Source organism: Streptomyces polygonati (assembly GCF_042650325.1).
Lineage (GTDB): Bacteria > Actinomycetota > Actinomycetes > Streptomycetales > Streptomycetaceae > Actinacidiphila > Actinacidiphila polygonati.
In genome coordinates, this window is the sequence record NZ_JBHSBB010000012.1 from 227,989 (window position 1) to 250,069 (window position 22,081).

General features: G+C 69.8%; 14 protein-coding genes and 7 pseudogenes. 12 read left to right on the forward strand and 9 right to left on the reverse strand.

Features of this window, described 5'->3' with window-relative positions:
* The first annotated feature begins 74 nt into the window (after positions 1 to 74).
* Positions 75 to 2,675 (forward strand): glycosyl hydrolase, encoded by a 2,601-nt coding sequence (locus tag ACFO3J_RS18160; RefSeq protein WP_386430489.1) that lies wholly within the window; start codon positions 75 to 77, stop codon positions 2,673 to 2,675.
* 100 nt (positions 2,676 to 2,775) lie between these two features.
* Here ACFO3J_RS18160 and ACFO3J_RS18165 read toward each other — a convergent pair.
* Positions 2,776 to 2,889, reverse strand: a pseudogene (locus ACFO3J_RS18165) (hypothetical protein); the annotation flags it as partial.
* A gap of 144 nt (positions 2,890 to 3,033) precedes the next feature.
* Between ACFO3J_RS18165 and ACFO3J_RS18170 the strand changes: the two are divergent.
* Positions 3,034 to 3,567, forward strand: a complete 534-nt coding sequence (locus tag ACFO3J_RS18170) for a DUF2231 domain-containing protein (protein ID WP_386430490.1) — start codon at positions 3,034 to 3,036, stop codon at positions 3,565 to 3,567.
* Positions 3,568 to 3,628: 61 nt separating this feature from the next.
* Here the strand turns inward: ACFO3J_RS18170 and ACFO3J_RS18175 are convergent, their stop codons facing one another.
* The gene (locus ACFO3J_RS18175) at positions 3,629 to 5,083 is read right to left on the reverse strand and encodes a sensor histidine kinase (RefSeq protein WP_386430491.1); all 1,455 of its coding nucleotides are present in this window, start codon (positions 5,081 to 5,083) and stop codon (positions 3,629 to 3,631) included.
* Positions 5,080 to 5,823 carry a response regulator transcription factor gene (locus ACFO3J_RS18180; protein WP_386430492.1) on the reverse strand — a complete coding sequence of 248 codons (744 nt, stop codon included), beginning with the start codon at positions 5,821 to 5,823 and terminating at the stop codon, positions 5,080 to 5,082. The genes ACFO3J_RS18175 and ACFO3J_RS18180 overlap by 4 nt, the downstream gene beginning before the upstream one ends.
* A gap of 171 nt (positions 5,824 to 5,994) precedes the next feature.
* On the opposite strand from ACFO3J_RS18180, the gene ACFO3J_RS18185 reads away from it, so the two are divergent.
* From ACFO3J_RS18185 to ACFO3J_RS18195, 3 genes are read left to right on the forward strand one after another with little or no spacing between them, the layout of a single operon-like run.
* The gene (locus tag ACFO3J_RS18185; protein ID WP_386430493.1) at positions 5,995 to 7,359 is read left to right on the forward strand and encodes a ferredoxin reductase family protein; all 1,365 of its coding nucleotides are present in this window, start codon (positions 5,995 to 5,997) and stop codon (positions 7,357 to 7,359) included.
* 7 nt (positions 7,360 to 7,366) lie between these two features.
* Positions 7,367 to 7,846, forward strand: coding sequence for an FMN-binding protein (locus tag ACFO3J_RS18190; RefSeq protein ID WP_386430494.1), 480 nt, complete (start codon positions 7,367 to 7,369; stop codon positions 7,844 to 7,846).
* A gap of 2 nt (positions 7,847 to 7,848) precedes the next feature.
* The gene (locus ACFO3J_RS18195) at positions 7,849 to 8,676 is read left to right on the forward strand and encodes an FAD:protein FMN transferase (RefSeq protein WP_386430495.1); all 828 of its coding nucleotides are present in this window, start codon (positions 7,849 to 7,851) and stop codon (positions 8,674 to 8,676) included.
* A gap of 511 nt (positions 8,677 to 9,187) precedes the next feature.
* Here the strand turns inward: ACFO3J_RS18195 and ACFO3J_RS18200 are convergent.
* A complete protein-coding gene (locus ACFO3J_RS18200; RefSeq protein WP_386430496.1) occupies positions 9,188 to 9,367 on the reverse strand; it encodes a hypothetical protein in 180 nt (59 codons plus the stop codon).
* 101 nt (positions 9,368 to 9,468) lie between these two features.
* Here ACFO3J_RS18200 and ACFO3J_RS18205 point away from each other — a divergent pair.
* Positions 9,469 to 10,047: pseudogene (locus tag ACFO3J_RS18205) on the forward strand (NACHT domain-containing protein); the annotation flags it as partial.
* Positions 10,048 to 10,244: 197 nt separating this feature from the next.
* Here ACFO3J_RS18205 and ACFO3J_RS18210 read toward each other — a convergent pair.
* Together ACFO3J_RS18210 and ACFO3J_RS18215 are read right to left on the reverse strand one after the other, a co-directional pair.
* Positions 10,245 to 10,631 (reverse strand): annotated as a pseudogene (locus ACFO3J_RS18210) (integrase); the annotation flags it as partial.
* A 744-nt stretch (positions 10,632 to 11,375) separates the two neighbouring features.
* Positions 11,376 to 12,125: an SDR family NAD(P)-dependent oxidoreductase gene (locus ACFO3J_RS18215; RefSeq protein ID WP_386430497.1), complete on the reverse strand. Its 750-nt coding sequence runs from the start codon at positions 12,123 to 12,125 to the stop codon at positions 11,376 to 11,378.
* Between the two features lie 88 nt (positions 12,126 to 12,213).
* Between ACFO3J_RS18215 and ACFO3J_RS18220 the strand changes: the two genes are divergently transcribed.
* A complete protein-coding gene (locus tag ACFO3J_RS18220; RefSeq protein ID WP_386430498.1) occupies positions 12,214 to 12,969 on the forward strand; it encodes a TetR/AcrR family transcriptional regulator in 756 nt (251 codons plus the stop codon).
* Positions 12,970 to 13,464: 495 nt separating this feature from the next.
* On the opposite strand, the gene ACFO3J_RS18225 is transcribed toward ACFO3J_RS18220, so the two are convergent.
* Positions 13,465 to 17,505 carry a beta-galactosidase gene (locus tag ACFO3J_RS18225; protein WP_386430499.1) on the reverse strand — a complete coding sequence of 1,347 codons (4,041 nt, stop codon included), beginning with the start codon at positions 17,503 to 17,505 and terminating at the stop codon, positions 13,465 to 13,467.
* A gap of 585 nt (positions 17,506 to 18,090) precedes the next feature.
* Between ACFO3J_RS18225 and ACFO3J_RS18230 the strand changes: the two are divergent.
* From ACFO3J_RS18230 to ACFO3J_RS18240, 3 genes and pseudogenes are all read left to right on the forward strand, one after another.
* Positions 18,091 to 18,396, forward strand: a pseudogene (locus tag ACFO3J_RS18230) (carbohydrate ABC transporter permease); the annotation flags it as partial.
* Positions 18,397 to 18,399: 3 nt separating this feature from the next.
* Positions 18,400 to 18,642 (forward strand): annotated as a pseudogene (locus ACFO3J_RS18235) (carbohydrate ABC transporter permease); the annotation flags it as partial.
* 68 nt (positions 18,643 to 18,710) lie between these two features.
* The gene (locus ACFO3J_RS18240; protein ID WP_386430500.1) at positions 18,711 to 19,274 is read left to right on the forward strand and encodes a hypothetical protein; all 564 of its coding nucleotides are present in this window, start codon (positions 18,711 to 18,713) and stop codon (positions 19,272 to 19,274) included.
* Here ACFO3J_RS18240 and ACFO3J_RS18245 read toward each other — a convergent pair.
* Positions 19,255 to 19,802, reverse strand: a pseudogene (locus tag ACFO3J_RS18245) (helix-turn-helix domain-containing protein); the annotation flags it as partial. The gene ACFO3J_RS18240 and the pseudogene ACFO3J_RS18245 sit on opposite strands and share 20 nt — an antisense overlap.
* A 139-nt stretch (positions 19,803 to 19,941) precedes the next feature.
* Here ACFO3J_RS18245 and ACFO3J_RS18250 point away from each other — a divergent pair.
* Positions 19,942 to 20,361 carry a RidA family protein gene (locus ACFO3J_RS18250; RefSeq protein WP_386430501.1) on the forward strand — a complete coding sequence of 140 codons (420 nt, stop codon included), beginning with the start codon at positions 19,942 to 19,944 and terminating at the stop codon, positions 20,359 to 20,361.
* 388 nt (positions 20,362 to 20,749) lie between these two features.
* A pseudogene (locus tag ACFO3J_RS18255) lies at positions 20,750 to 21,013 on the forward strand (hypothetical protein); the annotation flags it as partial.
* Here ACFO3J_RS18255 and ACFO3J_RS18260 read toward each other — a convergent pair.
* The gene (locus ACFO3J_RS18260) at positions 20,970 to 21,761 is read right to left on the reverse strand and encodes an IS5 family transposase (RefSeq protein WP_386430502.1); all 792 of its coding nucleotides are present in this window, start codon (positions 21,759 to 21,761) and stop codon (positions 20,970 to 20,972) included. The pseudogene ACFO3J_RS18255 and the gene ACFO3J_RS18260 sit on opposite strands and share 44 nt — an antisense overlap.
* Positions 21,762 to 22,081: the final 320 nt, after the last annotated feature.

Below are 22,081 nucleotides of genomic sequence, written 5' to 3' on the forward strand. Positions count from 1 at the left end.
CCGGCACACTGCCGCCCACGGATGTGATCAGGTCGCTCCGAACAGTCCGCATCCACCTTCGTTCGGGAGACTCCGTGCAGGCACCGGCCCGCAAGAGACACTGGCTGACGATCTCGGCCATCACGGCACTGGCGGCGTTGTTCGCGATACCGGCCGGCGCCGCGCCCGGGCATCCGGCCATCCACCCACGAGCGTTCAACGCCACTGTCACCGCGGCCGACGGCGGGGGTGACGACGACGGTGGCGGCGAGGCCGACGAGATCGCCGAGGGGGCCGACCAGTTCGCCGAGGCGCGCACCTCCCCCGGCACCATCGCCCCCGGCGCCTTCAGCGCCGCCTGGGATCAGCTGAACAAACTCCCGGAGACGGGGGGAAGTTGGCAGCACCTGACCGGACTTCCCTACAACTCCGACGATCCGCGCTACCGCGACATCTCCTCCAACTCCAGTGGTGGCGCGGGCCTGGTGACCGGACGGGCCGCCGCGCTGGCAGCCGACGACGAGGGATACGTCTACGAGGGCAGCGCCGGCGGCGGTGTCTGGCGGTCGGCGACCGGCGGCGGCCACTGGCAGCCGATCAGCGACGCGCTGCCCTCCCAGGCCACCGGCGCGCTGGCGCTCGACGGCCGGGGCCGGCTGTGGCTGGGCACCGGCGAGGCGACGACGAACGCGGACGCGTACCTCGGCAGCGGGGTGTACGTCCTGGCGCATCCGCACAGCGGCACCTTCGGCGGCTACGACCGCGTCGGTGGCGGCGAACTGGACTCCACCACCATTCACACCTTGCGCTTCGGCGGCGACAAGGTGTGGGCCTCGACCAGCAGGGGCGTGTGGAGCCACTCCACGACGGACCTGCGCGGCCCGTGGAAGCTGGAGTTCGCCCCCAACCCGGACTATCTGCCGGGCGGTTCGCTCGCGAGCGACCCGAACGCGCCGTACAAGAACATCGCCAACGACGTGGCGATCGACCCCAGGGACCCCTCCAAGGTGCTGCTGGCGGTCGGCTGGCGCAGCGGTGACACCTACAACGGCTTCTACCGCAAGGCCGGGAGCAGTTGGACCCGGGTCGGCTCGCTGGGCGCGTTGCCCACTGACGCGGCCACCGTGGGCAACGTGACCTTCGCCCGCTCCAAGGACGGCTCCCGCTATTACGTGATCAACCAGTCCCCCACCGCGCTGAACACCGACCCGGACAGCAACCTGGACGGCATCTACGTCTCGAAGACCGGCGATCCGTTCGGCAACTGGACCCGGATCGCGGACACCGAGACGCTGGCAGCCGCCGGCTCCGCGCTGGACGAACCGGGCTTCATGCCCGGCGTACAGGCCTGGTACAACGAATTCCTCCAGGTCGACCCCACCGACGCCACGCATGTGTACGCCGGGCTGGAAGAGGTCTTCGAGACCAAGGACAGCGGTGCGAACTGGTCAGCGGTGGGCCCGTACTGGAACTTCGACTTCCCCTGCTGGAGCATCGACCCGGCGAAGCAGACCGGCGACTGCAGCCCCACCACCCACGCCGACCAGCACGCGGTCACCATCGGCAGCAACCACGGCAGGCCGTACGTCTACGTCGGCGACGACGGCGGCGTCTACAAGCGCCCGCTCAACGGCCGAACCGACGCGGCCGGCCACGCCACCGACTGGGTCTCCACCAACGACGGCACCATCGACACCCTCCAGTACTACTCGGTGGGCATCGGCCGCGACCCCTCCCGGCACGGCGTGACCGTCAACGGCGGCCTGCAGGACAACGGCCAGTCCGTCCTGCGGCCCGGCGACAAGGTCATGGGCTCCAACTTCGGCGGTGACGGCGGCGACACCCTCACCGACCCGGCCAACGGGTGCGATATCGCGCAGGAATACGTCTACCTGGCCGTCAACGTCACCCAGAACTGCGCCGTCAACGACGGCGCCTGGGTGGACGACCCCGCCAAGGCCACCAGCTACGACGTCGCCCCGCCCGACAACGCCACCGGCGCCGCCCGCTTCACCGCCCCCCTGACCGCGGACACCCGCGACAGCGACACATGGATCGCCGGCGGCCAGCACGTCTGGGTCCAGACCCGCGGCTACGCCATCCGGAGCGGCGACGAGTGGACCGACGCCTTCGACCTCGGCGAAGGGCACACCGCCACCGCTGTCGCCGCCCAGGGCGGCAAGGTCTACGCCGCCTGGTGCGGGCCCTGCAACAACCAGGGCTTCACCCGCGGCATCGCCGTCGGCAACGCCGACGGCACCGGCTGGCACCAGGTGAGCCTGCCCGCCACCGGCGCCGACGGAACCGTGCCCAACCGCTACCCGTCCGGCCTCGCCATCGACCCGGCCAACTCCAGCCACGTCTACCTCGCCGTCAACGGCTTCTCCCGGCACTGGACAGAAGGCCCCGGCGCCGGCATCGGCCACGTCTTCGAGTCCACTGACGGCGGCATCACGTGGAAGGACATCTCCGCCAACCTGCCCGATGTGCCCACCGACTCGCTGCTGGCCCTGCCCGGCGGCGGCCTCGCACTGGCCACCGACCTCGGCGTCGTCTACCGCGCCCCGCACCACACCACCTGGAGCCGCGTCGGCAAGCTGCCGGCCGTGGCCGTCCTCCAGCTCAAGGCCGGCCCCGACGGGCACGTCTACGCCGCCACCCACGGCCGCGGAATCTACTCGATCACGCTGAGGTAACACGCTGAGCTGAGCTCCGCCACAACGAAGGGCCCGGCCGTCGAGCGGCCGCCGGGCCCTTCGTCTTCCACGCGTACGTGCAGGAGAACGGCGAGGGCGAGGCCGCGTGGACAACCAGGGTGATGCCCAGCGCGAGGGGGATCGCCCGGGGGATGGTCCGCCGCGGGTCGCGGACCTCCTCACCGAGGGTGGCGATGCGCACGTAGCCGGCGAACCTGGGAATACCCGACGGCGGCGCATCGGCAGCTCAGAAGAAGCTGAGAAGTTGGCGTGGAAGGCTGCGATCTCCTCGCGCGCGGCGCCGGCCGGCTTGTCCTGCGGGCTCGCCGCGCACGTCCCCTTCCGTGGAGAAACACCCATGAGCCTGACGCACATCGACGGTCTGCCGGCCCACGTCCTCTTCGTGCACTTCGTGGTGGTGCTGGTGCCACTGACGGCCCTGGCCGCCGTGGTCTGCGCGGTCCAGCCCCGGTACGCCCGACGGATAGGCCTGGTCCTGCCGTTGCTCGGCCTGGTGACCCTCGGGCTGGTGCCCGTCACCACACACGCGGGAGAGTGGCTGGAGTCCCGGGTCGGCGACGACCCACTGGTCCGCGAGCACACGGAACTGGGCGACGGTCTGCTGCCCTGGGCCGCCGGTCTGTTCCTGGTGACGCTCGCGGTCTGGTGGCTGGGGCGCCGGCCGGCACAGTCCGCGGAGCCCGCGGCGGGCGGCGCTTCGGCCGGCCGCGCGCGGTGGACCTCGCCGACCGTGCTGCGTACGGCGGCCGTGGTGCTGGCCGTCGCGGTGTCCGCCGGGGCCGTCGTGGACGTCTACCGGATCGGCGAGTCCGGCGCGAAGGCGGCCTGGCACGACAACTACGACAAGTCCGCCTCCGCCCGGCACCGTTGACGGCCCGAAGGCCCGGAGTCGGACGGACACCGGATCAGCCGGATCAGCCGGATCAGCCGGATCAGCCGGACGTCGTACGCCGCGCCGGCAGGGTGACGGTGAACGCGGTGGCGCCCGGGTGACTTCGCACGTCGGCGGTGCCGCCGTGCGCCGCGGCCACTGCGGTGACGATCGCCAGACCGAGCCCCGCGCCGTGTCCCACGGGTCCCGGGCGGGTGTGGTCGGCGCGGGCGAAGCGCTCGAACACGGTGTCCCGGAGGTCCGCCGGAATACCGGCGCCGTCGTCTTCGACGACGAGGCGGGTGACCGCCTCGTCCTGGCGGAGCCGGACGGTGACCCGGGTGCCGGCCGGAGTGTGCAGGCGGGCGTTGGCCAGCAGATTGCCGGCGATCTGCTGGAGTCGCGGAGAGTCCCCCTCCACCGTGACCGGATGCTCCGGCAGATCGAGGACCCAGCGGTGCCCGGGGCCCGCGGCGCGCGCGTCGTCGACGGCGTCCAGGACGAGCCGGGTGAGGTCGACCGGCTCGCGGGCCAGTGGCCGGCCGGCGTCGAGGCGGGCCAGCAGCAACAGGTCGTCGACCATGCCGCCCATCCGGACCGACTCGGCGGTGATCCGCTCCAGCGCGCGCGACACCCCGGCCGGCACCGGATCCGGGTGGAGCCCGGCCAACTCGGCGTGGCCACGGATGGAGGCGACGGGGGTGCGCAGCTCGTGACTGGCGTCGGCGGCGAAGCGGCGCAGCCGTTCCTCGCTGGCGTGCCGCTTGCCCAGCGCGCTCTCCACATGGCCCAGCATCCGGTTGAGGGCGATACCGACCTGGCCGACCTCGGTCCGCGGGTCGGTGTCCGGGACCCGGTCGGGCAGCGCCACCTCGCCACTGGCCAGCGGGAGCGCGGTCACCGATGCCGCGGTGGCCGCGACCCGGCGCAGCGGCCGGAGCGACCACCGCACCCAGAACGCGCCCGCCGCCCCGGCGACCAGCAGCGCGCCGCCGAAGACCGCCGCCTCCACGGCCACCAGGCGGGTCACCGCGTCCTCCACACCGCTGAGCGGCAGCCCGGTCACCAGCACATCCCCGTCGTCCCCGTCGATGGCCTTCACCCGGTAGTCGTCCAGCGCCGACAGGTCCAGCCTGTGGCTCCGGCCATCGACCGGGACCGCGGCGATGGCCGCCTTGTCAGCGGTGGTCAGGGTCACCGAGGTGTCGGCCCCCGAACGTACGACGCCGGCCGCGGTGACCTTGCCGTGCAGCAGCCGGGCACCGAAGGTGCCGGGGGCCTGGCGGCGGGTGTCCACGTGATCGTTGTCCCCGTCCGGCTCCCCCGGCCCCCGGTGTTCGAGGCTGGCCGGGAGCGTCCCGCCCGCTTGGGTGAGCTGCTGGTCCAGCCGCTCGGTCAGGAAGGACCGCAGCGTGACGACGGCGGCGATCCCCACCGCCGCGCAGCTCAGGGCGAGCAGGACGACCAAGCCGCAGGTGAGCCGGGCTCGCAGGGTGTGCGGCAGCGACCGGCTCACCGGGGCACCGCCCTCAGCACATAGCCGGCGCCGCGCACGGTGTGGATCATCGGCGGGCGCCCGGCGTCTATCTTGCGGCGCAGGTAGCTTATGTAGAGTTCCACCACGTGGGCCTGGCCGCCGAAGTCGTAGGACCACACCTGGTCGAGGATCTGCGCTTTGCTCAGCACCCGGCGCGGGTTGCGCATCAAGTACCGCAGGAGCTCGAACTCGGTCGGCGACAGATCGATCGCCTCTCCGGCGCGGGTGACCTCGCGTGCGTCCTCGTCGACGGTGAGATCGCCGACCACGAGCAGCGCCGCGTCGTCGCGGGCCCGCGTCATTCCGGCCCGCCGCAGCAGGCCGCGCAGCCGGGCGAGGACCTCCTCCAGGCTGAAGGGCTTGGTGACGTAGTCGTCGCCGCCGGCCGTGATGCCCGCTATCCGGTCCTCCACCGCGTCCCGGGCGGTGAGGAAGAGCACACACACCTCCGGCCGGGCCGCTCGCAGCTCCCGCAGGGCGGCCAGCCCGTTGCCGTCGGGCAGCATGATGTCCAGGACGACGGCGTCCGGCTCGAAGGTTCCGGACTGAGCGAGCGCGGAGGCGACGTCACCCGCGGTGCGGACCTGCCAGCCCTCGTAGCGCAGCACCCCGGCGAGCACCTCCGTCAGATCCGGCTCGTCGTCGACCACGAGGACCCGGACCGGGGAGCCGTCGGGCCGGGTGAGAGGCGCGGGCTGAGCGCGCGGTGCGGTGTCCATGGTCCTTCCAGCATCCCGCAGCGCGGCGGCGTCCCGGCGCCGCGCTGCCTCTGTATCGGCTGTGAACCTTCTGAAACCGCTGTGACTCTTCCGCCGGGCCGCGTACTCAGAGCTGATTGAGAGGTTTCCCCCGCACAGTGGCCACGCAGGGCGAAGGAAAGGATTTCCCACATGACCACCACCTACGGCCCCCGCCCGGCGCGGCACGCGACGGCACCGGCCGGACGGCGCTCCCCCGCCGTGCCGGTCCTTCTGCTCTGCTGGACGGGTGCGGCCGCGGTCCTGGCGCTGTGGTGGCAGGGCACGGGGGCCGTGGTCGGCCCGGCGGACTGGCTCATCGGCGCGGGCCGGATCGCCGGGCTGCTCAGCGGCTACAGCTGCGCGCTGCTGGTCGGCCTGATGGCGCGTGTCCCCGTCCTGGAACAGAGCGTGGGCAGCGACCGGGTGGCCCGCTGGCACGCCGCGCTGGGCCGCTACACGGTATGCCTGCTGATCGCGCACGTCACGCTGATCCTGTGGGGCTACGCGGTACAGGCCCGCACCGGTGTGGTCGGCGAGACGTCGACCGTCGTGCTCACCTACCCCGAGATGCTCAAGGGCACGATCGGCGGCCTGCTGCTGCTCGCCGTCGGAGTCGTCTCCGCGCGGGCGGTGCGCCGCAGGGTCCGCTACGAGACCTGGTACCACCTGCATCTGCTCACCTATCTGGCGGTCTTCCTCGCCTTCTGGCACCAACTCGCCCTCGGTGCGGACTTCTCGGCGCATCCGCTCGCACGCGGCTTCTGGTACACGCTCTACGTGGGGGCTGCCGGGGCCGTGCTCCGGTACCGGATCGCGGCGCCGCTGCGGCTGAACACGCGGCACCGGCTGCGGGTGGCACGGGTGGTCCCGGAGGCGCCCGGGGTGGTGTCGGTGATCGTGCGCGGCGAGCGGCTGCCGGAGCTGGCGGCCCGTTCCGGCCAGTTCCTGCGCTGGCGCTTCCTGACCCCCGGGCTGTGGTGGACGGCCAGCCCGTACTCGCTGTCCACGGCTCCCCGGCCCGACCTGCTGCGTATCACCGTCAAGGCGGTCGGCGGCCACAGCGCGGCGCTGGCCCGGCTGCGGCCGGGCACGCGGATCTGGGCCGAGGGGCCATACGGCGCCCTGACTGCCGACCGCCGGACCCGGCAGAAGGTGCTGCTGCTCGCGGGCGGCGTCGGAGTGACGCCGCTGCGCGCCCTGTTCGAGTCCCTGCCCGCACGGCCGGGCGATCTGACCCTGATCTACCGCGCCCGCACCCCTGACGACCTCGCGCTGCGCGGCGAACTCGACTCGATAGCCCGCTCCCGCGGCGCCCGCCTGCACTACCTGCTCAACCAGGCCGACGGCCGCAGCCCCCGGCTGACCCCCGACCTGCTGCGCGGCGCCGTGCCGGATGTGGCCCAGCACGACGTCTACCTGTGCGGACCGCCCGGTATGGCACGGGCGTCCTACGAGGCGCTGCGCTCGGCCGGAGTACCGGCCCGCCACATCCATTACGAGTCGTTCGAACTGTGAGGTGCCCGTGAACAGCCCTCTCGGCCACCCGGCGCGGCGGGTCCTGCTCAGCACGCTGGCGACCGTCGGCGGCGTCCTGCTCCTGCTCAGCCTCAAGCCGCACACCACGGCAGGGGCGGGCAGCATCGCCGGCCACTCCGCGGCGCCCGTGCCCACGCCCTCTTCCTCGGCAACCTCCGCCGCGGCGGACGCGGGCAGCGGCTCAACGGGAACCCGCACCGTGGAGGGCGACGCCGTGCAGACCCGCTACGGGCCCGTACAGCTCCGCATCACCCTCCAAGCGGGGAAGATCACCGCGGTGTCCGCCGTCCAGGTGCCGGAGGGCGGCCCACGCGACCAGGAGATCAGCGGCTTCGCCGTCCCCCAGCTCACCCAGGAGGCGCTGGCGGCGCAGAGCGCGCACATCGACACCGTCTCGGGGGCGACCTACACCAGCGAGGGCTACATCCAGTCCCTGCAGAGCGCCCTGGACGAGGCCGGGACCTGACGATGGTCGAGACGAACGCCCGCCTTCGCCGGGTCGAGCACACGATGGGCACCGTGTTCTCCTTCGACGTACGCGGTCCTGGCCCGCGCACGCCGACATCCCTGGAGGAGGCCGCGGCCTGGCTGCACCACGTGGACGAGGTCTTCTCGACCTACCGGCCGGAGAGTCAGATCAGCCGGCTGGCCGCCGGGACTCTCGCGCTGTCCGCGTGCTCCCCGGAGGTTTGGGAGGTCCTCCGGCTCTGCGAGGCCGCCGAGCGCCGCAGCGGCGGCTGGTTCAGCGCCGGTTACGCGGGCGGCTTCGACCCCACCGGACTGGTCAAGGGCTGGGCAGTGGAACGGGCAGCCGCGATGGTCTCCTCATCCGGCGCCGAAGCGGTGTGCGTCAACGGCGGCGGCGATGTCCAAGTGCGGGGCGGACCGTGGCGGATCGGCGTGAGCGACCCGCTGCGCCGAGGCCAACTGGCCACCGTCGTGCACGCCGACGGCGAACTGGCCGTCGCCACCTCCGGCCCCGCCGAACGCGGCAGCCACATCCTCGACCCCCACAGCGGGCGCCCCCCGGCCGGCGGACTCGCCTCCCTCACCGTCGTCTGCCGTGGCCTGACCGAGGCGGACACGTACGCCACCGCCGCCTACGCGATGGGCGACCGGGCCCGCAGCTGGCTGCGGTCCCTGCCCGGCACCCGGTCCTTCGCGGTCGCCACGGACGGCACCACCTGGACCACCGGCGGGAACGGGCCAACCGGCGATGGGAGTGCCGATAATTCATCCGTCCAGGTCGGAGGCCCTGATTCCCACACTCCGGCCGGCTGCTCCGATCGAGTCTGAAGCTGGCTTCGCCCGCACCGGGCATCGACGGCATCACCCCGGCTCTCATGCTGCAACGTCCGGCCCAACTCGCGGCCAACAACGACTCCGCGGACCCGCCCCTGCTGCCGACGAACGACAAGGACAAGGACATCGAGATCTTCAACTCGGCCCGAGGATCGCGCCGCTGCCCAGCCAGGCACATGACCCGGGTCAAGTACTTCCCACGATTCAAACGGCTGACCTGCGGCGATGCCGCCAGGGGACAAACTCTCACAACCTCTCACATCCGAATCGAACAATCCGGACATCGAAAGCCTGCCTCCGCTCAGCGAAGACAGGCTCTGACCTGCGAAAACACCATCGCGACGACAGGATTTGAACCTGCGACCCCTTGACCCCCAGCGTCCGAACGGACGTCCAGGTGATGCTCACCAGTCCGAATCACGCAGGTCAGGGTCCATCCCTGTGGGGTTCCCAAAAATCCTGCGCAGGCGCTGACGTGGGCGTTTGCCAGCGGCGCTGATCTTCGTCAGGTGGCCTGGCAGTACTCGTGGATGAGTCCGCCGAGGACGTGGTGACGCTGGATGCGTTGTGCGGGGAAGGGGATGGCCTGGGTGTACTTGCTGTCACGGTCACGCAGCAGATAGCGGAAGCCGACAGCTCGCTGGCCGAGATCAGTCAACAGATTGCGGGCGGTTGGGTGGTCCAAGCCGCGGTGGGGTGGGCGGTGACGCCGAGAATGTGCACAGTCCGGGTACCGGCCTCCATCACGGAGAACACGTACAGCCGCCTCAGGGTCACGGTATCGACGTGGAAGAAGTCGGCGGCGAGCAGCCCGGATGCCTCACCCTGCTGCCCGGTACAGGTGCCACGGTTCCGCACATCGTCGACTACTACCGGGCCTTGCGGCCCCGCCGCCTGATAGTCACCGGCGCACCCGGTGCCGGCAAGACCGTCCTCGTCTTGGAACTGATGCTCGCGCTCATTGAAGACCGCGCCGAAGACGACCGCGTTCCAGTCCGCGTCCCGGTCGCGGACTGGAACACCGACGTCCCGCTTCCCGAACTCATCGCGCAGCGGTTACACGTGTCCTACCAGTGGCCGCTGGAGGCGGCACGGAGCATGGTCCGACACGGGCTGGTCCTGCCGGTCCTGGATGGGCTGGACGAGATGGACCCGCCACGTCCGGACGGGCGGCCAGACCCGCGCGCACCGCGTGCCCGGGCCGCGCTGCGCGCCCTTAACAGCTACCAGGCTGGACGCGAGGCCGGTCCTGTGATTCTGACGTGCCGTACCCGGCACTACGCGGCGCTGCGTCAGACGGCCGAACTGCACGACTCGGCCCGTATCCGGATCAAGCCCATCCGCGCAGACACGGCGGCGGACTACCTTCAGCGGCGAGCCTCCGGCGCCACCGCTTGGCAGCCCGTTCTGGACGAGCTGCGGGGGAATCCGTCAGGTCCCCTCGCCAGCACACTGTCCACGCCGTGGCGGCTCGGCCTGATCGCAACCGTCTACAGGGTCGGCACGGTGGAGGCGGCCACTTTCACGCCCAGGACGAGGAGTTCACCGTGGATGCGGCGCTATCCCCAGCTGGGGTTCTCCTGCGCGAGCCGCAGCACCAGGAGCCGGACGGAGCGTACGGTCCGTGGGCGTCCCGATCGTTTCGGGCGGGAACGAGCCGCGTGGTGGCGTGCGACCAGATCCCGGCGCCAGCGCAATACCGTGTCCGGGCGTACCAGCATTCGCACCCGGCGCAGCACGTCCCGCGGCAGCCGGTGCGGCAGGGCCGCGAGGAACGCGCGATCACTCGGGGCGAACCGCAGCCTTTCCTGGCCGAGCTGGCGTTCCAGGACCATGATCTGATGGCGCAGCGCGAGGATTTCCGCGTCCCGGTCCCGATCGGTCATGGGCAGCAGACACAGCATCGCGAACGCGTTCGTCACGGTCAGGTAGGCCAGTCGCAGCAACACAATTGATCATCATGCCGGGGCGATTACCACCCGCGCGAGAGCACCATCCGAACGCTTACGGGCTCCAACCCTGAGTACCTCCTCCACCGGCTCTCACCAGGGAGGATGAGTTTTCGGCAGGGGCAGCCCCGGCCACCTGCGGGATGTGTCCGTGCGGAACGCCGGGCAGAGCTGTCGCATCCCGGCGAAACCATTGACTCCGGGAAAGGCAGGCTGAACTCTGGTCGCCGTCGACCGGCCTCCGCCCACGGGGAACCGCCTTCGGGATGAGAACCCGAGGCCGGGGTGACTTGGTCAATCGTGTTCACGATGGTCTTCTGGCCGCTCTCAGCGGCGTGCCGCCCAGATATTTTGTAGGGATCACTCCATTTTACGCCTCAAAATTGGAGTGTCAACTACAAAACCTGAGCGGCCCACGGAGGGCATTTGGCACCTGAGGCCGCATCGGGTCGCGTTCGCCGGCCGGGCGGCTTCGGCCCTGATCCGTGGGATTGGGTCGATGGCCACGCGTGCCGGAGTGCGTGAGATCGATGACGACGGGGGCAACCGGCCCGGTGCGGAGCGTGCGCCGCGTCGGTGGTGACCTGGCGGGCGCCGCAGATGGTGGTGCCGTCGACCCCGGGCGTGGACTTCGCGGTCTCGCTCGACTCCGCCCCGCCCGGGTCGGTGTCCGGACGGAGCGGAGTCCGCCGGCTGACGTGACCGAGCTTCGGCGTTCCCTGCGCTTCGCAGGTGGCTCAGGTGTCAGACGGCGAGGCGGCCGCCGTCGACCGGCAGCAGTACGCCGTGAATGAAGCTGGCCTCCTCGGTGGCGAGGTAGGCGATGGCGGCAGCGATCTCCTCGGGCTTCCCGACGCGCCCGGCCGGCGCGGCCTTCGCGAGCTGGTCCAGCGCGTCGCCCATGGGGATGGTGCCTTCGGTGCGGGTGGGGCCGGGGCTGACGGCGTTCACGCGGACCCCGGCGGGGCCGAATTCAGCAGCCCAGGACTTGGTCAACAGCATAAGAGCGGCCTTGCTGGAGCCGTAGAGGCCCATCCCGTTCATGCCGAACTCCGACACCATGGTCGTGACGTTGATGATCGCCCCGTGGCCGCGTTCGGCCATCGCGGGGGCCAGTGCGGCCACCAGCAGATAGGGCGCCTTGACGTTGACGGCGAAGACCTCGTCTATCTGATCGGTCGAGGTGTCGGCGGTGGCGCCGAAGGGGAAGATGCCGCCGCTGTTGACGAGGATGTCGACGTGGCCCCCGCCCGCCTGGGCGGCGCGGGAGGCAAGTTCCCTCACGCTGCGTTCGTCGCCCAGATCGGCCGCGACGAAGTCCGCGGTCCCGCCGGCGGCGCGGATGCCGGCGACGACGGCGTCGCCGCGCGCCTTGTCCCGGCCGGAAACGATGACATGCGCCCCGAGGGCGGCCAGACGGTCGGCGGTGGCTTTGCCGATGCCGCTGGTGGCGCCGGTGATCAGGGCGGTGGAACCGGTCAGATCGGTGGTCATGGGAACCTCTCAATTAGTGGAGCGAGCACTCCAAACCATGCTCCGACATTTTTGGAGAGTCAACTCCAAAATGGAGTATGCTGAACCCATGGACCAGCCGATACCCGAAAGCCAGACAGACCGCACGGATCGGACCGGCGCGGTCGTCGAGCCCACGCCCAGGCCAGCGCGGAAATTCACGACGAAGGGTCTGGCAACCCGGGCTCGCATCGTCACCGCCGCCGCCGAGCTGGTGTTCGCCCACGGCGTCGCCCGCACCGGCATCGAGGACGTCCAGCGTCGAGCGGGTGTCAGCGCCTCGCAGCTGTACCACTACTTCACCGACAAGGACGACCTGATCCGGGCCGTGATCGCCCACCAGACCGACGGCGTCTTGGCCGCCCAACGACCCGTCCTCGACGAACTCGACAGCTTCGACAGCCTTTACCGCTGGCGTGACCTGCTCGTCGACCTCCAAGAGCAGCGCAACTGCGTCGGCGGCTGCCCCATCGGATCCATCGCGGCCGAACTGGCCGACAACGACCCCCACGCACGAGCGGACCTCGTCGACGGCTTCGAACGCTGGGAGGCTCCGATCCGCGACGGCCTGGCCCGCATGCGCACCCGAGGCGACCTGCGCCCCGACACCGACACCGACGCCCTCGCCCTCGCCCTGCTCGTCGCACTCCAGGGCGGACTCCTCCTCACCCAGACCCGCCGCAACACCATCCCCCTGCGCACCGGTCTCGACGCCGTCCTGGCCCACATCCGAACCTACGCGACTGAGCAGACACAGCACCGTGACCCGAGCCCGGCCGGGCCGCTTGTCGGTGGCCCTGGTCTCATGTCGTCACCAACGTCCTGAAACGCCGAGAAGGACGATGAGCGCGCGGGTGTGGAGCCGGTGTCGTTCTTGAGGGTGCCGCAGTAGTGAAGGCGGCGGTTGTGGTGCTGGACGATCCAGGCGACGGCGCGTTCCACTGGTGGCCGCCAGCGGCGATATCCGGCCTACCAGGCGGGGTCGGTGGCCGCTTGCCGGCGGGGGGCGGCCTGCTGGTCGTGGTGCGAGCGGATGGTCAGGATCCGTGTGTCGTGCAGGCCCGGTCCGCACGCGCCGTTCCACCGCGGGTCGCACCGTAATTCCTGGACCTGTGGGGTTCCAAAAGTCCTGCACATGCGCTGACCTGGGAGTTTGCCAGCTCAGCTGATTTTCCTCACCTGACGTTGCGGTACTGGTGGATGAGTCCGTTGAGGACGCTGTGGCGCTCCTCGGTGACCACGACGGGAAGAACGGCGAAGGGCGGCTGCCGTGCCGGAACTCCCGGCACGGCAGCCGCCCTTGAACGGCGTCAGGCGGATGTCAGGCGGTGCCGCACGTCAGGGTCGGGGAGACCCAGTCGGCGTGGTCGTTGCCGTTGCCGTTGCCGCCGTCGCCGACTGACAAGTCGAGTACCTGTCCGCCGGTGACCGGGACGTCGATGGAGACCGGCGCCGACTTGCCGTTCAGCACTGCCGTCGTGGTCAGCACCTTGCCGTCGAGCAGCACGGAGAAGGTGACCGTGCCCGGGTCGCCGTTGTCGACTCCGACCGTGGCGGTGAACCTGCTGCACCCGCCCGCCAGATAGATCTGCACGTCACTGGGCGAGTTGGTGCCCAGCCCCTTGGCGTACACGGTTCCGCCAAGCTTGAGCGGGGTACCGTCCCCGGCCGCGGTGTTGCCCACGCTCTGGTCGCGTTCGACGGGTCCCCAGCCGTTGGAGGAGGACAGGAAAGCCAGATCGCTGACCTGGTCGGTACCGGCGGGCGGGGGTGCCGGCACGGTGCCGACCACCCGTTCGTCGGCTTCGGTCAAGGTGTGGCCGCCCTGGGTGACCCGCGCCGTCGCGGTGAGTGTGTTCGCCGTGCCGAGGGTCGCCGGGGCCGTGACGGTCCAGCTGAAGGACGCCGTCCCGCCGCCGCGGATCTCACGGACGGACGGCGGGGTGGAGTGCGGGCTGACGGTCCAGCCCGCCGGGGTCTCCAGACTCGCCGTGACGTTTCGGGCGGTGGGCTTGTCCTGCGGTACGGCGACGGTCGCGGTGGCGGTGAACCGCTGTCCCCCGCTGACCGAGCCGGGCACCTGGAGGCTGACCGAGGACTTCGGCGCGGCCGGCATCGCATACCGCGAACGGTCGTACCCGGGGCTGCGGTTCTGCGCGACGGTCAGCGAGGAGGCGTAGCTGCCGTAGCTGGTCAGAGCGACCGTGCCGAGCCCGCCGGTGCTGCCGTCGAGGTTCCACACGGCGATGGCGACGGTGTTCTCGCCGTGCGGGTTCAGCACCCCGTTCGGTATCGGGAAGCTGTGCTGCGGGCCCAGGTAGTTGACGTAGTTGCCCATGTCCCAGCCGTTGACGTAGATCTCGGCGCGGTACTTGCGGGACGGGTCGTCGGTGATGGTGAGGCCGAGCGAGGTGTCCTGCCCCTTGGGCAGCTTGAGCTTGACGTCGGTGGCGTACCAGGAGACGCCCGGGGTGGTGTCGGTACTGGGCAGCGTGACGTTCTGCCAGCTCTTGGTGGGGTAGCCCGGCAGCATGTAGCCGGCCCGTTCGCCGTACAGGCCACCGGTGTTGAGCGGACCGCGGACGGTGTCGACGGGCTGCTCGCCACCGCGGGCGCCCTGGAGCCGCCACGTGATGGAGGTCAGCGGGTCGCCGGTGAGGATCGCTCCGGTCAGGCCGCGGGCGGCCTTGTTGCCGCTGGACTCGTTGTAGTCCTCCTCATGGCCCATGTCGACGGTGAGTACCGAGATGACGTTGTCCGCACCTGTCTTGAGGGTGCCCGCCGGGAAGGTGTACGTCTTCGGGCCGTCGGCGGTGGCGCTGCCGAGGAAGGTGCCGTTGAGCCAGACCGAGGAGGCTGCCGCGCCGCCACCGCTCTGGGTGGACAAGGTGATGCCGGTCTCGCTGCCGGTGCCGCTGAACCGGCCCCGGTACCAGGTGCTGCCGGTGTGGAAGCCGTAGTCGTCGGCGAAGAGCACCGGCAGGGTGCCCGGGGTCGTGGTGCTGTTGGAGGTGGTCTTGTCGGCCACCTGCCAGCTCGAATCGTCGAATCCGGGTTGGGACTCGGGCGATTCCTGGGTGTGCTTCCAGTCGGTCAGCGCCGGAAGGGAGATGGGCGCGGCGGTCGGGATGGACGCGGTACGGCTGCCGGTGGGCGTGACCCGGGTGCGCAGGCTCTTCCCGTTCCAGCTCACCGACGTGGCGCCGCTGAACACCTCGATCGAGGTGTCGGTGCCGTTGTCACCGGTCAGCGCCAGAGCGGAGCCGTGGCTGACCGCGCCGCGCAGCAGGTGAGTGCCGCGGACCAGTACCGGGCCGGCCGAAGTGTCCTGCCGCCAGAAGGTCTTGGCGGTGTCCGTGTCGGCGAGCAGCAGCAGCAGCGGGTGGCTGCCGCCATTGATCGAGACCCGGGTGAGGCCGGAGTGGCTGTAGTTGAGCCGCAGGTCACCGGTGGCCGGGTCCCAGGTGGAGGTCACCGCGCCGCCGGTCACGCTCACCGTCGGGCGGGTCTTGTAGTTCAGCACCGTCTCGCCGTCGGAGCCGTGGTCGCCGTACAGCACCGCGACATCACGGCCGGCGATGGAGGCGTTGGTCATGATCTCCGAGGTGGAGTACCGCAGTTGGTTGCCACCGAGGTTGTAGTCGGCGACGATGATCTTCGAGGCGCGGCCGTCGAGGCCGATCGAGGTGCCGGGCTGCTGCGGGACCGTGTAGACGGGCGCGGCCGAGGCGGTCCCGGTGGCGACGTCGATCGCGTCGACGGTGACGAACGTGCCGCTGGCGGAGGGGTTCTTGGCCCCAGTGGCTACGATCTTCAGGGTGTGCGGGCCGACGGGCAGGCCGCTCACCTGGTAGGCGGTGAACTGGTTCTGCTTGGTGGCAGCGTACGAGTCGACGGTCTTGACCTTGACGCCGTCGAGGTAGACGTCGGCGGTGCCGTGATTGCTGTCCAGGTTGGTGATCCACTTGGCGCCGGTACCGGTGAAGGCGACGCTCGCACTGTCACCCGCCACGCTGGAGAAGGATTCGGTGTGCTGGTAGTCGCCACCGGTATAGCTCTGTTCGGCGCCGACATGCGACCAGGTGCCGCTGTAGCTGACCGCCGGGTTCGGGTCGTCGTAGGTGTAGCCGCTGTGCGCGCCGAGGTCGATGGTGATGTGCGCGCTGTCGGTGCTGGTCGCGGTGGAGTCGCTGTGCCGCAGCACATGGAACTGCGTTCCGGTGTCCGGGTTGGCCCGGGTGGTGTCCACGATCTTCGGGTTGTCGGTCGGGACCGTGGGCAGCGGGTCGGTCTTGGTGAGCGGGGCGACGGCCTGGGTGAAGTAGCCGATCAGCTTGTCCTGGTCGTACTTCGGGTCGAGCTGGCGGGTCTCACGTATCGCGGCACCGTAGTCGTACGACGTGTAGTTCTCCGGCTCGCCCAGCCAGCCCCAGTTGGTGCCGCCATAGGTCATGTAGAAGCTCTGCGCGGTCGCGCCTACCGCGATGTTCTGCTTGTAGAAGACGTCCGCGAACTGGTCGTTGATCAGTTGTGCGCACTTGTCGTAGCCGGGTCCGCCCCACGGGTCGAAGGCGCCCCCCTGGAACTCGGCGGTGGACAGCGGCTTTCCGGCCACATGGTCGTAGCTGATGTCCGGTGCGCCACTCCACTTCGTGGGGTTGCTGCAGTTGAAGCCCTGCGGATAGGAGTCCGCGGCGTCCACGTCCAGGGCGGCGTCACCGGAGTTGAAGGTGCCGTTGTTGTTGCCGACCAGCGGCACGGTGATGCCGTCCGCCTTGGCCTTGTCCTCCAGGTGCTTCATATACGTACGCCCGGCCGCGCTGCCGTTGTAGTACTCGTTCTCCACCTGGTAGTCGATCACCGAGCCCGTGCCGTTGGTGAGCTGGTGGCGGGCCAGGATCCGGTCGATCTGGGTCTGCCACTGGTCGCTGTACTTCAGGTACGTGGGGTCGCTGGTGCGAGTGGTGCCCGCCGTGGTGGACAGCCACCCCGGGAAACCGCCGCCGTCGACCTCGGCGTTGATGTACGGGCCGGGCCGGGCGATGACGTAGATGCCGAGCTGGTCGGCCATGTCCAGCAGCTTGTCGACGTCCCGTACTCCGGTGAAGTCGTACACACCGGGCGCGGGCGAGTGGTAGCCCCAGTCGAAGTACAGCGAGACCGCGTTGAAACCGGCCGCCTTCATCTTCTGCAGCACGTCGAGCCACAGGTCCTGGCTGGGCAGCCGGAAGTAGTGGAACTCCCCCGCCCACAGGTAGGTCCGCTTCCCGTCCACCATGTACGAGTAGCCGTCGTAGGTGACTGTGTGGGTCCGCTGCGGCGCCCCCGCGGGAGCCGTCCCTGACACCGCGGCGCTGGACACGGCTCGCGTCGGTGGCGTGGCAGCGGCCGCGGAAACGGCCCCGGTAATGAGCCCGATGGTCATGGCAAGAGCCGCGCTGATCGCCAGGCAGCGGTGTTTGATCCCGCGCGCCGTATGGCGAGTAGTCATCCTCGACCTCCACGCTGTGCAGTTGCGTGCATTTGACTGAACATGAAGCCCCGTCCGTCGCCGACCCACCATGTACGACCAGAATCCATAGCCTGTCATGGGCGAACAAGTGCGTTTTCGTTGGGAAGTGTTGCACCGGCGCGATCGGCCTGCAATGGTCAGGGCCAAAGAAATTCCGGTTTCAACCGCTGGCCGCCCCCGACCGCGCCGACGCGGGGCGGCCGCGGGCGAACTGTCCTGGTGCGAAGCGGGATCCGGGGTCTTCCGGGCGGTGCGGAGGAAGGCGCTGGGCGGGATCCTGCGCGCCGCCCCGCCCGGAGTGAAAGCCGCGCGTCCAGTCCCTCTCCCCTGCCTCGGCGCCCCGACTACGCGCCTTCTCAGCTCAAGTCAGCCGCCGGTCAGCTGCAAGGTGCGCGGTGGCACGTTGCCCCTGCCGGAAACCTCGTCCGTGCGGGCCCCGCGTCGCTGAACGAGGCGGCGGCCATCGACGGGGCGAACGCCTGGCAGCGCTTCTGGCGGGTGACGTTCCCGCTGCTGCGCCCGGTCTCCGCGATCACCCTCCTGCTCCGCCTGGTCTACACGCTCAAGGTCTTCGACATCATCTGGATCATGACCAAAGGCGGTCCCAGTGGTTCCTCGACGACGTTCGCCACCTGGTCCTACCGGCTCGGCGTTGGCGACCTTCTGCCGGAGTTCGGCCCCGGAGCCGCGGTGGGCAACCACCTCGTGGTGATCGCGCTCACCTTCGGCCTGGTCTGTATCTGCACCGTGCCGCTGTTCGCTTTCCTGTGGTCCTGGTCGGACTTCGTCTTCGCCAGCACCCTGGACAGCGGCGGCGCCCACCAGCCCATCACTCTGGGCATCTACCACTACATCGGCAACAACAACCAAGAGTGGAACGCCATCATGGCCACCGCGGTCGTGGCGTCACTGCCGGCCGCCCTCATCCTGGTCCTCGCCCAGCGCTACGTCGCCGCCGGTGTCGCGGCCGGAGCCGTAAAAGACTGACCGGCCTGCCGTTCCACGCCGCGCCATGGCCCGAACGCCCCCATCCGAGAAGGATCGAGCTCCCACCGATGACCCTCAACCACGATCGCCACACCTTCGCGATTCAGGAGATACCGTTCAGCCGTCAGGGATCATGGTTCAACATCTCGCCGGTAGTCTCCCAGCATATCCGGGCCCGGGACCTGCGCCTGGTCTCGCACCAGAACGGCATGCACGCGGTCCTGCGCCTGGCGCCCCTGCACCTGGTGACCGGTGAGCGGGCGGAGACCGTCTGGAAGACGACTCCCACCACCCTGGACTGGGAGGCCGACGGCGGCCGGATCTCGCTGGTCTACGAGAGTCCCGACACCGTCCGATTGCACGGAGAAGGGCTGGGTCCCGCGATCACGCCCGCGGACCGGGACCTGACGCCGTTCGCCGGCACCTGCTTCTACCGCGATCCGGTCGACAGCTCCTACGAGTTCACCTCATACGAGACGGGCCGCCGCTACCGCGTCACCCTGCTGACCGGCGCGGTCGCCGCGACGGAGGGACTCGAGGGGCTTGCCGGCGCCGACCGCCGACCGGTCCTGTCCGGCGCGTCGGCCTGGGGAGCCGTCATCGAGGGGATCGAAGGAAATCGGCGGCGATGATGCCGTGGGCCTGGGCAGTGCGGAATTGGCGCCAAATCGGGCCGGATCGCTGTGGGGCAGGGTCGATGCCGGCGGCGTGAAGGATCTCCCAGACCGTGGAGGGGGCGATCGGGAAGCCGAGGCGGGCAAGTTCGCCCTGTAGGCGGCGGTGACCCCAGGTGCTGTTCTCGCGGGCCAGGCGCACGATGAGCTTCTTGACCGTCGGCGCGGTGGAGGGGCGACCGGGCGACGGCGGTGCTGGGCGAACGTCCATTTCCGCTTGACCAGTTCCCGGTGCCAGCGCAGCAGCGTGGCCGGTGTGACCGCGAAGACCTCCCGTCATCGCTCCCGGGGGACCAACCGCGACAACGCAGCCAGCCAGATTCGATCGGCCGGCCCGTAGCGGACCCGGGCGATCTGACGGCGCAGTACCGCGTTCTCGTGCCGGAGCGCCAACACCTCGGCGTCCTTGGCCATACGGCTGCGCAGGACAGCCGCTGGCGCCGTGACCAGGTTCCCGGCCAGGGCTGTGATGATTGACAGCATCATCGAAGGATGATCCCAGGGGCCGGCTGAGCCCTGCCCTGGCGGGGAAGCTCGCAGGTCACGTCCGGAATCGTGTTTCCGAGCGGGACAGGCGCGGTCGCTGTACCGTCGCTTCGTCGTCCGTCCTTCAAGGGAGTCACCTGTGCCATATGACGAGGAAGAGCCCTGGCTCGAACACATTCCCTCGGACGGAATCGTCCCAGGGAACCGGTACAGCCACGTGGTTGCGGGCGAAGGCCGAGTGGTCGCCATCTCCGGGCAGGTCGCTCTGGACGGTCGGGGGAACGTGGTCGGAAAGGGCGACGCCGCCGCCCAGGCGCGTCAGGTCTTCGAGAACCTGAAGCGCTGCCTGGCAGCGGGCGATGCCACCTTCGCCGAGGTCGCCAAACTGACCATCTACGTCACCGATGTTGCCTTCCTGCCGGAGGTGTGGCGCGTCCGCGACACGTACATCGACCCCGAACTTCCGCCTGCCAGCACGGCAGTACAGGTGGTCGCGCTGTACCGACCGGAGTTCATGGTGCAGGTGGAGGCCCTTGCCATAACCCCTTACGGCCACTGATCTTCGTGGCATCTACCCGGCTCTGTGGGTGCCGAAAATGCCATCCACGCAGGTCAGCAGGCATATCGGCGGTCTGCGGCGCTGGCAGAGGACAGCCCAGTTTGAATGTGTTCACGTTGGGCCCTTTCTGTTGAACAAGTTCAAGTGGATCGCACTCGATGCTCACCCACGGCGGCCTGAAAGTGGCGATGAGCTGCATAGATGAGGTTCTCGGCACGGACAGGCTTGCCGATCTGCCGTGAGATGACGCTGATCGACTCCCCCTCCATCGCCGCCACAGGTCGGCCTTCATCTCCTCCGACATCCCCGGCCGACCCAGTCTCGCCACGTATACCGTCCTCAATCAGCACTGTTGCTCTGACCGGTTGAATCTAAGTCGCTGTTGTCGTTCCGAAAGGGGTTGGCCTGGTCAGTGCTGTCGGTGGACTACCAGCGCATTCTCACCGTGCTCGCGGACCGGTCCCGACTCCATCAAGGGCCCCTGACGTGCCAGGAGATGGCCGCGTTGTTCGGGATGGACGTGGTTCCGGCCCGGGTGGAGGCACTGCGGGCGAAGGCGAAACGCCTGGTCGCGCGGGGCTGGCTGGCCGAGCCCTCGCCGGGCCGGTTCACGCTCGCGAAGGGTGCGGCCAGGCCAGGCGGCGGGTCATGAGCAGGGTCATCGACCAGTAGACGATCGCCTCGGCGCTGGTGGTGCGGCGTTCGTAGTCGCGTGCCAGCCGGCGGGTGTGCGTCAGCCACGCATTGGTGCGCTCCACGATCCACCGCTTGGGCAGCACCACGAACCCGCGTCGGTCGTCGCTGCGTTTGACGACCTGCAGGACCAGCGCGAGGACGGCCAGGCAGTGCCCGGCGAGGCTGCCGGTGTAGCCGCCGTCGGCCCAGACCAGCTCCAGCCGGTGGCGGGCGTCGGCGACCTGCCCGAGCAGTACCTTCGCGGCGGTGCGATCCCCGACATCAGCGGCGGCGACCATCACGCCCGGCAGCAGGCCGAGCGTGTCGACCACCAGGTGCCTCTTCCACCCGTTGATCAGTTTCCCGCCATCGAAGCCGCGGCTGTCCGCGCCGACCACGGCATCGGCCTTGACCGACTGGGAGTCGATCACGGCGGCCGTCGGCTCGGTATCCCGGCCCTCCCTCTCACGGACCCGGCTGCGCAGCCGGTCGTGGAACTCCACGACCAGCCCGTGGTCGCGCCAGCGGCGGAAGAACGCGTAAACCCGGTCCCAGGGCGGGAAATCGGCCGGCATCGCCCGCCACTTGATTCCGTTGTCCACCAGATACCGGACCGCGTCCAGTATCGCCCGGTGGCAGTACGCCTCCGGCTGCCCGCCCCGGCCCCGCATCCAGCCCGGCACCGGCAGCAAGGGCCGGACCACCGCCCACTCCGCGTCCGTCATGTCCGACGGATACCAAGGCCGACGCGTGCCGTTGTCGGCGGCGTTACCGAACCGGTGAGCCAGACAGTCACACCCCGGAGTGACCGAACTGGACTGCCCGGCCATCCACACGGAACACTCCAACACCGGGGCCTCCTGACATTGCTCGGTGATTCGACACCAACGAGCTGTTCAGAAGGCCCCACCCCTATGCCACGGGCCCTTCGCCATCACCCAATCGGGAACCCCGGTTCGAAGCCCACCCCTCACAGCCGGAACGACAACAGCGACTAAGCTTGGCGTTTAACCTCGCACGTCACCCGACGTGCTGATCTGCGGTT